The sequence below is a fragment of the Winogradskyella ursingii genome (assembly GCF_013403975.1).
GTDB lineage: Bacteria > Bacteroidota > Bacteroidia > Flavobacteriales > Flavobacteriaceae > Winogradskyella > Winogradskyella ursingii.
The window spans coordinates 516,860-532,078 of sequence record NZ_JABFDH010000004.1 but is presented as its reverse complement, the minus strand read 5'-3'; the positions used below and the strand labels follow the sequence as shown (position 1 = coordinate 532,078).

The following is a 15,219-nucleotide window of genomic DNA, read 5'->3' as shown; positions in this document are numbered from 1 at the left end:
TATAAAACACCAAATATGGTATATAAATTAACAGCGTAAATCAATTTTAACCTGTAGCCATATTTCAGGACTAGACAATTGCCTGCGGCACGTAGAAACCACGTTCTGCGAACGCTTCCTTTTCTACTAATTATCCCACAACGCTCCCTGTTGATCGCACCTGGCAATTTTATAGTATATTTATAAGGTTCCCCGTGAGCTCCTCACGAAACTACACACAACATGGTGTATAGCGAATCAGGCGCGAACATAGCTCTTCGTGAGGCGCGCCTCACTACGCTATACACAGGGAGCGTTGTGCTTCATTTTGACGCAACCTTTTCAAGTTTAAACCGAAATGAAGGGAAAATTCTCAACCTAGGTTCCGTGGCAGGTTTCCAACCAGGACCATTAATGGGAGTTTATCATGCTACTAAAGCTTATGTGGTTTCCCTTTAAATCTTTAAAAATTACCCCTGCCTTAGCAAAATTTAAAAATACATCTGATAAAGTGCTTCTAAAAAAATTAACTTCAGAAGAAAAAATTGTTCTCACAGGGAATCGTGTCTATTTAAAATTAAATGGTATTGCAATGACAGTGCCTATACTATTCTAGAATCCGAAAGGAAAACTTTTCATATAATAAAAGATCAAAACTTCAACCACACCCTTGGTATAAGACCTTATTCTTATAGGTTGCAAGCGTGTAATGCCACTAGTACCATAGTAATTAATTCTTTATTGCGTGACTATAAATATTAAAATGATTTAATGACATCTAAAGGTATACCCGTCAATAGCATGAATAGAATATTTTTAAATATATCTCTATAAAAATTAGATTCCATTCCATATAATTGAGACAACTATAATTTAAATAAGTAATTCAAAATTTTTATTCCTCAAATTAAATTATTTTTATATTTAATATTCGTTAACTCTAACTCCAAAATATTTTGAATAAAAACATTTTATTAGTAGATGACGATGAAGACGATAGAATGTTCTTCCATCAGGCTATAGAGGAAATAGATAGCAATATTCATTTTGAGAGTCGCAGTAATGGACTGACAGCTTTAGAATATTTAGAAAGCTGCTCTTCTCTACCAGATGCTTTATTTTTGGATATTAATATGCCTATATTAGATGGCTTTAGTTGTTTAAAGCGGCTTAGATCTAATGTTATTTTTGATGCGATTCCAGTCATCATGTTTTCAACATCTTATAGTCCAGAGACTGCTCTAAAGTTGAAAGAAGCTGGTGCAGATTTTTATATTAAGAAACCTAATAGTTTTATTGAATTAAAGATTCTTCTCAAAAAAGCTTTGGGTCTATTGCAACATCAAAATTTAACTAGTAAAAACAATAACTATTTTTTAATAACAAATGAATAGTAATAAAAAGGCCTTATTTTTTTTAAGCGATGGTGGTGAAATGGGCGAGATTATGCGCAACAAAGATTGGTCTACCAGCACTCTTGGCAAGCCCGGAAACTGGCCATCGAGTTTAAAAACAACATTGAGTATTATGCTCAATTCAAAATTCCCAATGTTTCTTTTTTGGGGGCCCGATCATTTATGTTTTTATAACGATGCTTACAGACCGAGTTTAGGAAATGATGGTAAACATCCAGAAATTTTAGGCCAAAAAGCAGAAGTTTATTGGGCAGAAATTTGGGATATAATAAGTCCACAGATTTTTTCAATTCTATCCGGCGGACAGGCCACATGGTATGAAAATCAACTTGTTCCTTTTTATAGAAATGGAAAAATAGAAGACATTTATTGGACCTATAGTTATAGTCCTGTTAAAAATGAATTAGGAGAAATAGAAGGTGTTTTTACGACCTGTACCGAAACTACAAATAGTGTAAATAATCTCTCAAAACTCGAAGCTAGTAATGACGAATTAGAATTTGCTATTAATGCGGCAAATCTAGCAACGTGGGATTATAACCCCATAACCAATAAGCTTAAGGGCAATAAACGTTTAAAAGATTGGTACGGACTTCCTCTGAAAAAAGAAATTTTACTAGAAGATGCTTTGGCTGTTATAATTGAATCTGATAAAAATAGGGTAATCGAGCAAATCGAAAGCTCACTGAAAGATTATGATTCTGGGGGAAAATATGACATTACTTATAAAATTAAAAATAGCGGTCCAGAACAAGAACGAGTGGTGAGAGCTTTAGGACGAGCATGGTTTAATGAAAATAAAATAGCCCATCGATTCAACGGTATTTTGCTGGATATTACCAAACGGGAAAAAGCTGTGGAAAAGTTAAAAATAAGTGAAGAACGTTTTCGTAACTTAGTAAAGAATGCACCTATAGGCATAGCTATTTTAGATGTGGAAAAATTTACTGTTAGGATGGTAAATGATATGGCTCTAAATATTTGGCAAAGCACCTATAAAGATGCTATAGGGCGACCAATCTTTGAAGTACTTACTGAAATTAAGGACAGTGTAATGCCCATTTTCAACACGGTTATTAGGACTAAAAAAGCGCAGCACGGAACGGAATATCCATTTAAATTAAATCGCAATGGAGTTACGCAAGTAGAATATTTTAATTTTATTTTTCAACCTCTTATCGTAAACAATTCAGTAGTGGAATTAATTTTGGTAGCTTATGAAGTTTCTGACATGGTAAGAGCTAGATTTAAACTACAAGAGTCGCAAAAACAATTTAGGAATTTTGTAGAACAGTCTCCTATTGCAATGGGAATCTTCAGAAGTGAAGATTTAATTGTAGAAATGGCAAATAACGCCTTACTTAATACATTTTGGCGCAAAAAAAGAAATGATGTTATTGGACATAAATTGTTGGACGTCCTCCCAGGTTTAGCAAAGTCTAAATATCCTGATATCCTAAAAGAAGTTATTCGTACAGGTATTGGTGCGTTGGACAATGAATCTCATGCGATCGTGGAAAGCGATGATGGAAAAAAAGAATTTTATGTTGATTATGAATACCAACCCTTATTTGACTTAGATGGTTCAATTTCTGGGGTAATGTTTAATTCATCTGATGCTACAGAACGTGTTTTGGCACGAAAGAAAATGGAAGAATTTTCTAAAAATTTAGAGCAGCAAGTTCAACAACGTACCCATGAATTAAATGAAGCAAATGAAAAACTGCAACGCTCCTTAATCAGCCTTCAAAAAACTAATGAAGAATTGGAGGCCTTTGCCTACGTATCAAGTCATGATTTACAAGAACCACTGAGAAAGATACAAATGTTTACCAATATTTTATTAGAACGCGACGCCTCTAATCTCTCTGAAAAAGGTAAAGTAAATATTTCTAAAATTTTACAATCCGCCAAACGAATGCGTAATCTTATAGAAGACTTATTGGATTATTCAAAAAGTAATGATACAACTGCCGAATTCAAATCGACAAATTTAAAAGAGTTATTAGCGGAAGTCTTAGACGATTTAAATACTAAAATTGAGGCCACAAATACTTCGATAACTTATGATAATCTTTGTACCACCATGGTTATTCCTTTTCAGATTAAACAAGTGTTTCAAAATTTAATTGATAATTCCATTAAGTTTGCTCAACCGAATAATAACCCTAAAATTAAAATCACAACCGAGAAAGTCAAGGGAAAAGAAACTGGACTTTCTTCTTTGGTGAATAATCGATCTTATTTCAAAATCTCATTTCAAGATAACGGAATTGGTTTTCAAAATGAACATTCCCAACTAATTTTCGAAGTTTTCAAAAGATTACATGGTAAATTCAAATATCATGGTACAGGAATAGGGTTAGCTATTGTTAATAGGATCTGCGAAAACCACAATGGAAGTATATCCGCTAAGTCCAAACCGAACCACGGTGCTAAATTTTCAATATATCTTCCAGAACGATAACACTAGCATAATTTCTAAGTTTTAAATAACTACTCACCTGCATCGTCTTTTTTCTTATCATAAATGTAATGGTTAAGATATCCAAAGATTAAGTTTATAGAAACAATAAGAATTGTAGCTGTGGCCAATTCAACATACATTTTTAAAGCCGCCAAACAACCCAATCCTGCACTACACCAGATAGAGGCAGCTGTTGCCAATCCGCTGATATGTTTTTCTCTTTTCATAATTACACCAGCACCGAGAAAACCTACTCCAATTATAACCTGACTTACAATTCTACTATTGTCCACATTAGCCAAACCCATAAAACTATAGGATATATTAACGAATATAGCTGCACCCACAGCAACGAGAGCATTAGTTTTTAATCCGGCATTCTTCTTTTTCATTTGGCGTTCAATACCAATAACGACTCCTGCTACCATAGCAGCCACTAGTGATATTATAAAATCGATGTGATTTATCTCGTTCATAAAATTAAATTACAAAATCTATCGAATTTAAGCAAGTGAAAGTCTGATACCGATAGTAATAAATTCAGTAGTGTTAAATTAGAAGGGTCTTAAATCTTAATTTTATTTAGAGCATAACGCACTTAAAAAACCGTATTTTAATGGCTGATTTTTTGGGGACAGTCACTATGTATTCAGAGCATTTTTCTTTACAACTTGTTTCCATTTCATTAGCCAAATCTTGAATAACATCACGAAGAGGCAATGATTTTACGGTGAATTTTTTCATCAATTAATTTTGATTCCTTTTATTTAAAAGTAAAAACCTACTTAAAAAACTAATTCGAAGAAAGTTTCGCCAATTTAGAAATTAAATAATTAAGTTAAAAGCAATCTATTAAATCGAGAATGTAGTTTACACGACCAATAACAACCTTTATATACGCAATACCGATAAAAATTTTTGAAATCGTAGTGACGGGATCACTGAATGTAATTTTAATTAGAAAAATAGAACAGGTTTTCTGGACATAAAAAATTTATATAATAAAGAATAAATTAATTTTTACTTTAATATTTTAGCATATATTTCAACCTCGATTAAATAATAATTCGAAAATTTAAACTGCATACGATTCTGCATACGATTTAGGTCTAAAAACACTCATAAGCCCAGTAAATACGTTCCAAAATTTACCTGCCATGAGTTCATAACCCGGAGGTCACGAGTTCAATTCTCGTTCTCGCTACAAAACGTAAAACGCAGAAATTAAGCGGTTTAGATTTTATCTAAACCGTTTTTTTATGTTTTCTCTTAAACAATTATTTACATTCGTATACGAAAGAGAATACGATTTCTCCGAACGAAAACTTTTCTCCAAACCTAAAATCTACGGCAATGCAGCTATTGGAACTGCCGCTGTAGATCTAACCAAGCACCTCCTCACGCCCGAACCAAAAAGAAATGAAACCAAGGAAGACGTAAGTAAACTTTCATCGATTAGCAAGGGACAACGGTATTTTCCCGTGAGAAATATGGCATTAGATCATTTAGGCCGCAATCCTTTTTAGGATATCGAAACGGAACAAATTATCTATCGTTTCTAACGACTAAAATGACTTATTAAATAGCTATTTTGACATTAAGATAAAATCCTAAATTTGAAAAAATCATTCTCAATTATAATCAATTGAGATACAGTTATATCGGATTGAGAAAGAGCAAATTTAAACTTTGAACTACTTTTGGTTTAAAATTCAGTTATCATGAAAAACCCAACTTATAGTGACCCAAGCGCTAAACACGAATTAAGTTTCTTGGAGCAATATTTGAATAAAGGATATACAGAAAACTTTAGAGTAGAAAATAAAAAATTAATAGCTTCTAATAAAACATCTGAATTTTCACCAACGCAGGTAAAAATAGTCGCAGAACATCGATATGAAGGTATGAGCAATCCTTCTGACCAATCTATTTTATATGTTATAGAAACTGAAAATAACTGTAAAGGCACTATAATTAATTCCTATGGTCCAACTGCCAATTTAGACATAAACGATTTTATTATATCTATACCCGATGAAAATAAAAGTCACGATAAAAGTATTTTGAATCTTGAAAATGACGAATAATAAATTCTTTCTTACACTCAAATTTTTACGGAAACATGTATTATAGAAAAAAGCACGGTAAAGGTTTTACCGTTAAAGATAAAAACGGAAAAACTGTTAAAGATAAGAATGTGCGTGATTGGATAGATTCGTTAGTCATTCCACCTGCTTGGACAAATGTAGAAATTAGTGAAAATAGAAAATCAGACTTATTGGTAACGGGACGGGATGATAAGAAAAGAAAACAGTACATCTATCATCCGAGGTACATTAAGAAGCAAAATGCAAAAAAATTTGACCGAATTATAAATTTTGCCGACCAATTAGAACATATGCGTCGGGTTACAGGACAACATTTGAGAAAAAGAAAGTTAGATAGGAATAAGGTAATGGCTACAATGTTACGCTTATTGGAATCGGCTTTCTTTAGGCCTGGAAGTGATAATTATGCAAAACAGAATTCGACCTATGGGTTAACAACGTTACGTCAGAAACATTTAACCATTGAAGGTGATGAAATCATTTTCAGGTACAATGGTAAATCGAACCAAGAACAGGAAAAACATATTGTAGATAAAAAATTGGCAAAAATTGTAAAAGAAATAGATGATATGCCTGGCTATGAAGTTTTCAAATACCTCGATGAAGATGATAAGATAGTGGATGTAAAAAGTGATGATTTGAACGCTTACATTAAAGATGTTATGGGTGATGATTTTTCAGCAAAAGATTTTAGGACGTGGTCAGGGACTATGATTGCAGCTATGGCTCTCGACGAAATTGGTGTTGTAAGTGAAGAAGATCAGAAAACCTTGGATAACAACATAAAGCAGGCAGTTGTTCAAGTTTCTGAAAAATTAGGAAACACTCCTTCTGTTGCGAGAAGCTCATACATTGATCCTCGAATTATAGATGAATATGTTGAAGGTAGAACCATTAAATATTTCGAACAGGAAATAAATCAACTTTTAAAAAACATGGAAAGTCTGTCCAAAGAAGAAGTTGGAGTATTGTGTATGTTGCGACATAGGTTGAGAGATGAATAAAATTCTATCAGTTTTAAACTACATTGATATTTAGAGGAAATTTTTATAAAAAAATCATCCAATAAAGGTAGTCGAATTGAGTTCAAAATCATCTTTTTTGTGATAATCAAATTTTATTTTTCCTACTATTTTAGTGACATCGAACACTTTAAAACAACTTATTATGGCAATTTACAATGAAAAAACAGAAGAAAAGTTAAATGACCTTATAGAAAAAGCATACGATGCTCATAAAGGTTTTAAAAAAGTTGCGGAACACGTAGACAGTTCATCTTTAAAATCATTTTTCAACGGTAAAGCTAGAGAACGTAGCAACCATATTAATGAACTCACTAGTGTGTTAAGAAAAAAAGGAATGGATGTCACGGACGGTGATGGAAGCTTCAAAGGCTCGCTTCATAGAGCTTGGATAGATACAAAAGCATTCTTCTCGATAGATGATGACGAATCTATGTTAGAAGAAGTTAGAAATGGGGAAAAAGCCGCTATTGAAGATTACGAGGATGTTATCGAAAACTGTCAATTAGATAATCCAGTTAGAGATATTCTTGTCAAACATAAAAATGAAATTCAAGCGAGCTATAATAAGGCTGATTATCTAGAAGATATACATTAAGAGTTGATGTACGTTTGATTAGAAAGTTTGAATTTCAATTTGTGTAGTTCAAACTTTTTTTGATAAATCGAAATTTAGTATTACGATAGTAGCCAACGAATATTATTTCGTTTTATTAAAAGCAATTTGGCGAATATTCGCTTTCTATCTATTTAGAAATTATAAAGCGTGTGACCATTATAATGAGTTACACCATACTTATTATAAATTAAATTGGTAAACGTGCCATATGTGATTTGAGACGTGAGGAGTTTTATTGATAACTGCTATGAGAAGTGCAGTAGGAGATCTATTATTTTAACCTTCTATTCCCGTATTCGTTTCATTAGCTGTCATTACTTTAATAATCCTCTCTAAAATCCTTATTCTAAGTGGTACCTAAATATTTAGGGCAGTCGGGCATATTGAGTCGGTGCACACTTGATAATCCCGATTTAAAAAATTCAATTTAACCAGAGGAAATGGTAGAAATAAACCTCTAAAAGGTCAATAACTTAAATACGATTGAAATGAACAAACCGAAAAAACTTCCAGAGCAAAGTCAAAGTCAGCCAGGAAAACAACATAAAATGAATCCTGAACCAGAAATAATTAGGGACGATTACAAAGGAAGTGAAAAATTAAAAAACAAAGTAGCTTTAATAACAGGTGGTGATAGTGGCATTGGCAGAAGTGTAGCAGTCCACTTTGCGCGAGAAGGTGCAGATGTCGCTATTGTCTATCTAACGGAAAATGAAGATGCAAAAAAAACGAAAGAGTTAGTCGAAAACGAAGGGCAAGTGTGTTTTATCATTAAAGCAGATTTGAAAAAGAGAAATGATTGTAAGCAGGTTATAAACAACTGCCTAGATAAATTTGAAAAACTTAATATTTTGGTGAATAATGCAGCGGTACAGTTTCCTAAAGATTCTATTAAAGATATTTCAATGGATGATTTCGATGACACGTTCAAAACTAATATCTATCCCTATTTCCATCTTGCAAAACTATCTTTAGAGCATTTAAATCCTGGCGATTGTATTATTAATACTAGCTCAGTTACAGCTTATAGAGGTAGTGGACATTTAGTGGATTATGCGAGTACAAAAGGCGCTATTACAAGCTTTACCCGTTCTTTGGCAAAACAACTAGCAGAAGACAATATTAGAGTTAATGGTGTTGCGCCAGGTCCAATCTGGACACCTCTAATACCAGCAACTTTTGATGATGTAAGCGATTTTGGCCAAGATACACCACTAGGTCGCGCTGGTCAACCTAGCGAAGTTGCTCCTGCGTACGTTTTCTTAGCATCAAAAGATGCTAGTTATATCACAGGACAATTAATTCACGTAAATGGTGGAGAAATAATAGGGGCCTAATATAAAATAAGCCAAATTCAGCAAATGAATTTGGCTTTACTAAAGAAAACAGTTTATTCTTCCTCGGTATTATCTTTCTCTGTCGCATCAGGTTTCCAGCCATCTTCTTGAGAGTTGTCTAAAGGACTGTGCACACATTTACTGCCTCTAGCTTTTTTTGTGCTAGAATCTGGAATTTCTCTGTCTCCGTTTTTATTGTCATTTGGTTTTGAATTACTCATAATTTGAAATTAAGATTAAATAATTATTATTTATATCATACACACCTAAGTTTCCGAGTTCTTGTTTTTTTCATAAATGTAATGGTTAAGATATCCAAAGATTAAGTTTATAGAAACAATAAGAATTGTAGCTGTGGCCAATTCAACATACATTTTTAAAGCCGCCAAACAACCCAATCCTGCACTACACCAGATAGAGGCAGCTGTTGCCAATCCGCTGATATGTTTTTCTCTTTTCATAATTACACCAGCACCGAGAAAACCTACTCCAATTATAACCTGACTTACAATTCTACTATTGTCCACATTAGCCAAACCCATAAAACTATAGGATATATTAACGAATATAGCTGCACCCACAGCAACGAGAGCATTAGTTTTTAATCCGGCATTCTTCTTTTTCATTTGGCGTTCAATACCAATAACGACTCCTGCTACCATAGCAGCCACTAGTGATATTATAAAATCGATGTGATTTATCTCGTTCATAAAATTAAATTACAAAATCTATCGAATTTAAGCAAGTGAAAGTCCGATACCGATAGTAATAAATTCAGTAGAGTTAAATTAGAAGGGTCTTAAATCTTAATTTTATTTAGAGTTTAACGCATTTAAAAAACCGTATTGTAATGGCTAAAAAGAAAGAATCCAATCAGAAAAAAGAAGATTTAAAGCAATTTGAAAAGGATAGTAACGGTAAGGTAATGACAACCAATCAAGGTCTAAAAGTCAATGACACCAATAATTCGCTTAAAGCAGGTGAAAGAGGTTCTACATTGCTGGAGGATTTCCTATTACGTGAAAAAATTACACATTTTGACCATGAACGTATACCGGAACGTATTGTTCACGCAAGAGGCAGTGGAGCTCACGGTTATTTTGAACTCACAAAAAACATCAAAAAATACAGCAAAGCTGGAATATTTAATGATACCAATCGCAAAACACCTGTATTCGTTCGATTTTCTACAGTTGCAGGCTCAAAGGGTTCACCAGATTTAGCTCGTGACGTTAGAGGCTTTGCAGTTAAGTTTTATACACAAGAAGGCACTTGGGATTTGGTTGGTAACAATATGCCTATTTTCTTTATACAAGATGCTATGAAATTTCCAGATTTAATTCATTCTGTAAAACCAGAACCTAACAAGGAAATTCCACAAGCAGCATCAGCACACGATACATTTTACGATTTTATCTCGCGGACTACAGAAACACTTCATAATCAAATTTGGGTAATGAGTGACAGAGCAATCCCAAGAAGTTTTAGGATGATGGAAGGGTTTGGCATTCATACTTTCAGACTTATTAATGAAAAGAATGAAGCACATTTTGTAAAGTTTCATTGGAAACCAGTTTTGGGTGTTCATTCCGTTACTTGGGATGAAGCTGTTAAAATAAATGGTGCCGACCCAGATTTTCACAGACGGGATTTATGGGATGCTATTGAGGCGGGCCAATATCCAGAATGGGAATTAGGTATTCAAGTAGTACCTGAAAAAGATGAGCATAAATATGAATTTGACTTACTGGACCCAACTAAATTGATCCCAGAAGAAATGGTGCCAGTTGAAATTATAGGCAAAATGACCCTCAACCGAAATCCAGAAAATTTCTTTGCAGAAACTGAGCAAGTGGCATTTTTGCCAGGTCATATAGTTCCTGGAATAGATTTTACAAACGACCCACTCTTACAAGGTCGTCTATTTTCGTATCGAGATACACAATTATCTCGATTAGGTAGTCCAAACTTTCATCAAATTCCAATAAATAGACCAGTTGGCGAAGTGCATAATAATCAGCGTGATGGACATATGCAAATGGATATTCCGAAAGGTCAAACCGCATATTTCCCTAATTCTTTGGGTGGTGGTTGTCCGCATTTGGCTAAAATGGCCGAGGGTGCTTTTACATCATATGAAGAACGTATTGATGCCAAAAAGATTAGAACGCGCAGTGAGAGTTTTAACGATCATTTTTCTCAACCAGCTCTTTTTTATAGGAGTCTTGAGGATTGGGAAAAACAACATGTTGCAGATGCTTATACTTTTGAACTAGGAAAATGTAATCATAAGCACATTAAAGAACGTATGCTCTGGGTTATTTCTCAAATTGATAAAAAGTTAGCCAAAAAAGTCGGTGAAGGTCTAGGGCTTAATGTTCCTAAAGCTATTGATAAACCTATAAATCAAGCCATCGGTGCTGATGCTAACACCAAAGAACAACAACCATCAAAGGCAAAAAACTATTTAGAAAAAGATAAAGCTTTGAGTCAAGCTCACACTAAATTCGATAGCATTGCGACGAGACAAATTGCTGTTCTTGTAGCTGATGGCTTTTCAGGTAAGGACTACGAGACAATGAAAAAAGCTCTTGAAAAAGAAAATGCAATGGTTAAATTAGTTGCACCTCATGGCGGAACTGTTACTTGCGATCAAGATATGGATCATGAAGTAGACGCTGCGATTATGACAACGGAAAGTGTACTTTTTGACGCTATTTATATACCTGGCGGAAAATCTTCCCTAGATAAATTATTAAACGTACCTAAATACAAGGTATTTATCAACGAAACATTTAAATATTGTAAAGCAATAGCTGCCGATAATGAAGGTGAAACTTTAATTGATGAAACCTTTGTTAAGGAATACAAGAACGATGACGATGCGGTTTTTATTAATGGTAAGCCGAAAGATTTTATAGATGCAATAGCGAAACATAGAAATTGGGATCGGATGGATGTTGCTTCCAAAGTGCCAGCATAATCCTATTTTTAGATTTAAGCAATTTATAGAGACAAATTCGAATTAATTATAACCTTTAATAATATCTTATGAGATCAGTATGGAATGGTTCAATCAGTTTTGGACTCGTGTCAATACCTATAAAAATGTATTCTGCGTCAGAGGATAGAGCTTTGGATTTGGATATGCTCGATAGGCACGATGGTGAACGCATACGCTATAAACGCGTTAATGAGAAAACAGGTAAAGAAGTTGAATGGAAAGACATTGTAAAAGGGTTTAAAAAAGATGATGGTTATGTGATTCTTGAAAAGGAAGATTTTGAGAAAGCTAACGTAAAAAAGAATAAAACTATTGACATTGAGGAGTTTGTAAAAGAGACCGATGTTGCAGATGTGCTCTTTAAAAAACCCTATTTTTTAGAACCTCAAAAGGAAGGTGGTAAAGCCTACAACCTACTTCGTGATGCGCTCAAAAAAACTAAAAAACTAGGTGTGGCGACATTTGTAATGCGCCAAAAGGAAAACTTATGTTTGATTGGCGTGTATAAAAATGTGATCGTGCTGCACGTGATACGCTTTGATGACGAACTTCGAAATCCCAAAGATGTTAAAGTCCCGAAGACAAAAAATTCTGAAAAGGAAATTTCAATGGCGGAATCCCTTATAGAAAATTACACCGAAAAATTTGACTTCACAAAATACAAAGATGTTTATAATTCACAATTACTGAAGATCATAGATTCCAAAGCAACAGGTAAAGAAATTAAATCTGAAAAAGTAGAAATTGAACCAACTGCTGCCAAAGATTTAATGGCTAAACTTAAGGCCAGTCTCGAGCAGAAGAAAAAGAAAGCTTCCTAAACAATGAGCCTTGAGGAATACAGAAAAAAACGAACATTTGAGGACACGCCAGAACCTAAGGATGTTTACAATTCTGAAAACAAATACAGGTTTGTAATACAAAGACATCGGGCAAGTCATTTACACTATGATTTACGATTGGAAATGGAAGGCGTGTTAAAAAGTTGGGCTGTACCCAAAGGACCTTCTATGAATCCAAGGGATAAACGGTTGGCGATCCATACTGAAGATCATCCCGTGTCTTATCTTTCATTTCAGGGCGTTATACCAAAGGGAAATTATGGTGCTGGGAAAATGACGATTTGGGATGAAGGAACTTTCGAGAGCTTATACGATAATAACGATCTAACCACAGATTATTCAAAAGGAAAATTAAAACTTGTTTTTAGAGGTAACAAGGTAAAAGGTATTTTCACATTGGTGCGTTCATCTTCAATGAACAAAAAAAAACAATGGCTGTTCATTAAGCACGAAGATGAGTATGCCACAAATTTAAATTATGATGCAGAGGATTATGTTGTTGTAGATTTAAAACAACAGTTCACTGAGAAAACTTCAGACTTAAACCTAAAATCCACAGTAAAACCAATGTTGGCCTCGCCAGCAAAGGAAATATTCAATGACAAAAACTGGATATACGAATTAAAATATGATGGTTATCGTGCTTTGGCCAATGTAGATGGTGGGTCAGTTGAATTATACTCTCGTAATGGAATATCTTTAAATTCCACTTTCAATACTATTCATAACGAATTAGAATCCATTGAGCACACCGCCATTTTAGATGGTGAAATTGTAATTTTGGATAGCGAGGGAATTCCGCAATTTAATGCGCTTCAAAACTACAACCCGAAAACTACAGAGGGTCATCTTCATTATTTTGTTTTTGACCTATTATTTCTCAACGGTCATAGCACAACAGATTTACCGCTTATAGATCGAAAGGAATTGCTCAAAGATGTGTTGCCAGAGTCCAACCATATTACCTATTGCGACCACATTGAAGGAATGGGTAAAACGGTGTATGATAGAGCATTAAAATTAGGAATGGAAGGTGTAATTGCTAAAAAAGCCAATTCTAAATATTACACGAATACCAGAACACCAGACTGGTTAAAGTTTAAAAAAATTGTAAATGTAGAAACTATTATTTGTGGTTATACTGAATCTAACAACAGTTCCAAAAAGTTCGCTTCTCTAATTTTGGGAATGATTGAAGATGGCGAGCTAGTGTATGTTGGTACTTGTGGGTCTGGATTTTCGTCCCAGCAAATTAAGGCATTGCATCAACAATTTGAACCCTATTTAACTGAAGAACCCGTATTTAAAATTTCAAAACATTTAAAAGGCAGAAAAGCCATTTGGATGATTCCGAAATTGATATGCGAAGTAAAATTTGCCGAATGGACAAAAAGCGGTGTGATGAGGCATCCAGTATTCTTACGAATGCGAGATGATAAATCTGTACCAGTAGAAGTTTCAAAGGATCACAGGACCATACAGAACAAAAAACCCAAACCAAACTCTGATACAACACTGCAAATAGATACAATTAATGTATCTATTACGAACATTGAAAAAGTGTATTGGCCTGATGCAAATCTGACTAAATATGATTTATTGGACTACTACATAAAAATGTCTGATTTCATCCTTCCCTATTTAAAGGACAGACCTCAAAGTCTGCATCGCCATCCTAACGGAATTAACGGTGAGTCGTTCTACCAAAAAGATAATGAGCATCTGCCCGATTGGATTGAAACTTTTAAGATTCATTCAAAATATTCAGAACGGGATATTAATTATTTGGTCTGTCAAAATCAGGCAACATTAACTTATATGAATAATTTGGGCTGCATTGAGCTACACCCTTGGCATTCCACAATCTATCAATTAGACAAACCGGATTATACCATTATAGATTTAGACCCTTCTGAAAAAAACACCTTTGAGCAAGTTGTTGAAACTGCCCAAGCAGCCAAAGTTGTTCTTGACAGTGCTAATATTAAAGGGTATTGCAAAACTTCAGGTGCATCAGGCATCCATATTTATATTCCTTTAGGTGGAAAATACACGTTTAGTGAAGCTCGGGATTTCACAAAGTTACTATGTTATTACATCCAAGAGCAACTGCCAGAAATAACCACTTTAGAACGTTCCATTAAAAAAAGAGGTCCTAAAATTTACCTGGATTATTTACAGAACCGAAAAGGGCAGACTATCGTTTCAGCATTTAGTTTAAGACCCAAACCAGATGCAACTGTCTCAACACCTATGGACTGGAAAGATGTAAATAAAAAACTTAGAATAGAAAATTACAACATCCATACTGTTCCCAAAATATTTGAGAATAAAAAAGACCCATTTTTAAATATTTTAGGCGAAGGAATTGATATGGAAAAGGCATTAGATAATCTAACACAAACAAACTTTTAAAATTTAGATCA

At 34.0% G+C, this 15,219-nt stretch carries 14 protein-coding genes; 11 read left to right on the top strand and 3 right to left on the bottom strand.

Annotation, left to right across the window (positions count from 1 at the left end; all coding sequences use genetic code 11):
• Positions 1–222 precede the first annotated feature (222 nt).
• The 3 genes from HM983_RS12760 to HM983_RS12750 all read left to right on the top strand — a co-directional run bounded on the left by HM983_RS12760 (position 223) and on the right by HM983_RS12750 (position 3,861).
• Positions 223–438: an SDR family NAD(P)-dependent oxidoreductase gene (locus HM983_RS12760; protein ID WP_179345932.1), complete on the top strand. Its 216-nt coding sequence runs from the start codon at positions 223–225 to the stop codon at positions 436–438.
• A 497-nt stretch (positions 439–935) separates the two neighbouring features.
• Positions 936–1,373, top strand: coding sequence for a response regulator (locus HM983_RS12755; protein WP_179345930.1), 438 nt, complete (start codon positions 936–938; stop codon positions 1,371–1,373).
• A complete protein-coding gene (locus HM983_RS12750) occupies positions 1,366–3,861 on the top strand; it encodes a PAS domain-containing sensor histidine kinase (RefSeq protein WP_179345928.1) in 2,496 nt (831 codons plus the stop codon). Before HM983_RS12755 ends, HM983_RS12750 begins: the two co-directional genes overlap by 8 nt.
• 29 nt (positions 3,862–3,890) lie before the next feature.
• On the opposite strand, the gene HM983_RS12745 is transcribed toward HM983_RS12750, so the two are convergent.
• A complete protein-coding gene (locus HM983_RS12745; protein ID WP_179345926.1) occupies positions 3,891–4,337 on the bottom strand; it encodes an MgtC/SapB family protein in 447 nt (148 codons plus the stop codon).
• A 783-nt stretch (positions 4,338–5,120) separates the two neighbouring features.
• Here HM983_RS12745 and HM983_RS12740 point away from each other — a divergent pair.
• From HM983_RS12740 to HM983_RS12720, 5 genes are all read left to right on the top strand, one after another.
• Positions 5,121–5,387 carry a hypothetical protein gene (locus HM983_RS12740; RefSeq protein WP_179345924.1) on the top strand — a complete coding sequence of 89 codons (267 nt, stop codon included), beginning with the start codon at positions 5,121–5,123 and terminating at the stop codon, positions 5,385–5,387.
• A gap of 195 nt (positions 5,388–5,582) precedes the next feature.
• The gene (locus HM983_RS12735; protein WP_179345922.1) at positions 5,583–5,948 is read left to right on the top strand and encodes a hypothetical protein; all 366 of its coding nucleotides are present in this window, start codon (positions 5,583–5,585) and stop codon (positions 5,946–5,948) included.
• 35 nt (positions 5,949–5,983) lie between these two features.
• Positions 5,984–6,973 carry a DNA topoisomerase IB gene (locus HM983_RS12730; RefSeq protein WP_179345920.1) on the top strand — a complete coding sequence of 330 codons (990 nt, stop codon included), beginning with the start codon at positions 5,984–5,986 and terminating at the stop codon, positions 6,971–6,973.
• Positions 6,974–7,136: 163 nt separating this feature from the next.
• Positions 7,137–7,589 carry a ferritin-like domain-containing protein gene (locus HM983_RS12725; protein ID WP_179345918.1) on the top strand — a complete coding sequence of 151 codons (453 nt, stop codon included), beginning with the start codon at positions 7,137–7,139 and terminating at the stop codon, positions 7,587–7,589.
• A gap of 509 nt (positions 7,590–8,098) precedes the next feature.
• A complete protein-coding gene (locus tag HM983_RS12720) occupies positions 8,099–8,947 on the top strand; it encodes an SDR family oxidoreductase (RefSeq protein WP_179345916.1) in 849 nt (282 codons plus the stop codon).
• A 53-nt stretch (positions 8,948–9,000) separates the two neighbouring features.
• Here HM983_RS12720 and HM983_RS12715 read toward each other — a convergent pair whose 3' ends face one another.
• Both HM983_RS12715 and HM983_RS12710 read right to left on the bottom strand, forming a co-directional pair.
• Complete coding sequence (locus HM983_RS12715; protein WP_179345914.1) at positions 9,001–9,168, bottom strand: hypothetical protein; 168 nt, start codon at positions 9,166–9,168, stop codon at positions 9,001–9,003.
• A gap of 45 nt (positions 9,169–9,213) precedes the next feature.
• The gene (locus HM983_RS12710; protein ID WP_179345912.1) at positions 9,214–9,657 is read right to left on the bottom strand and encodes an MgtC/SapB family protein; all 444 of its coding nucleotides are present in this window, start codon (positions 9,655–9,657) and stop codon (positions 9,214–9,216) included.
• Positions 9,658–9,797: 140 nt separating this feature from the next.
• Here HM983_RS12710 and HM983_RS12705 point away from each other — a divergent pair, with 140 nt between their 5' ends.
• The 3 genes from HM983_RS12705 (at position 9,798) to ligD (ending at position 15,208) form a co-directional block, all read left to right on the top strand.
• A complete protein-coding gene (locus HM983_RS12705) occupies positions 9,798–11,930 on the top strand; it encodes a catalase (protein WP_179345910.1) in 2,133 nt (710 codons plus the stop codon).
• A gap of 68 nt (positions 11,931–11,998) precedes the next feature.
• The gene (gene ku, locus HM983_RS12700; RefSeq protein WP_179345908.1) at positions 11,999–12,772 is read left to right on the top strand and encodes a non-homologous end joining protein Ku; all 774 of its coding nucleotides are present in this window, start codon (positions 11,999–12,001) and stop codon (positions 12,770–12,772) included.
• Positions 12,773–12,775: 3 nt separating this feature from the next.
• Positions 12,776–15,208, top strand: a complete 2,433-nt coding sequence (gene ligD / locus HM983_RS12695) for a DNA ligase D (RefSeq protein ID WP_179345906.1) — start codon at positions 12,776–12,778, stop codon at positions 15,206–15,208.
• Positions 15,209–15,219 lie beyond the last annotated feature (11 nt).

Coding starts and splice junctions, on each gene's coding strand:
- HM983_RS12760 (WP_179345932.1), top strand. CDS start 223: ATGGTGTATAGCGAATCAGGCGCGAACATAGCTCTTCGTGAGGCGCGC.
- HM983_RS12750 (WP_179345928.1), top strand. CDS start 1,366: ATGAATAGTAATAAAAAGGCCTTATTTTTTTTAAGCGATGGTGGTGAA.
- HM983_RS12745 (WP_179345926.1), bottom strand. CDS start 4,337: ATGAACGAGATAAATCACATCGATTTTATAATATCACTAGTGGCTGCT.
- HM983_RS12740 (WP_179345924.1), top strand. CDS start 5,121: ATGTTTTCTCTTAAACAATTATTTACATTCGTATACGAAAGAGAATAC.
- HM983_RS12735 (WP_179345922.1), top strand. CDS start 5,583: ATGAAAAACCCAACTTATAGTGACCCAAGCGCTAAACACGAATTAAGT.
- HM983_RS12730 (WP_179345920.1), top strand. CDS start 5,984: ATGTATTATAGAAAAAAGCACGGTAAAGGTTTTACCGTTAAAGATAAA.
- HM983_RS12725 (WP_179345918.1), top strand. CDS start 7,137: ATGGCAATTTACAATGAAAAAACAGAAGAAAAGTTAAATGACCTTATA.
- HM983_RS12720 (WP_179345916.1), top strand. CDS start 8,099: ATGAACAAACCGAAAAAACTTCCAGAGCAAAGTCAAAGTCAGCCAGGA.
- HM983_RS12715 (WP_179345914.1), bottom strand. CDS start 9,168: ATGAGTAATTCAAAACCAAATGACAATAAAAACGGAGACAGAGAAATT.
- HM983_RS12710 (WP_179345912.1), bottom strand. CDS start 9,657: ATGAACGAGATAAATCACATCGATTTTATAATATCACTAGTGGCTGCT.
- HM983_RS12705 (WP_179345910.1), top strand. CDS start 9,798: ATGGCTAAAAAGAAAGAATCCAATCAGAAAAAAGAAGATTTAAAGCAA.
- ku (WP_179345908.1), top strand. CDS start 11,999: ATGAGATCAGTATGGAATGGTTCAATCAGTTTTGGACTCGTGTCAATA.
- ligD (WP_179345906.1), top strand. CDS start 12,776: ATGAGCCTTGAGGAATACAGAAAAAAACGAACATTTGAGGACACGCCA.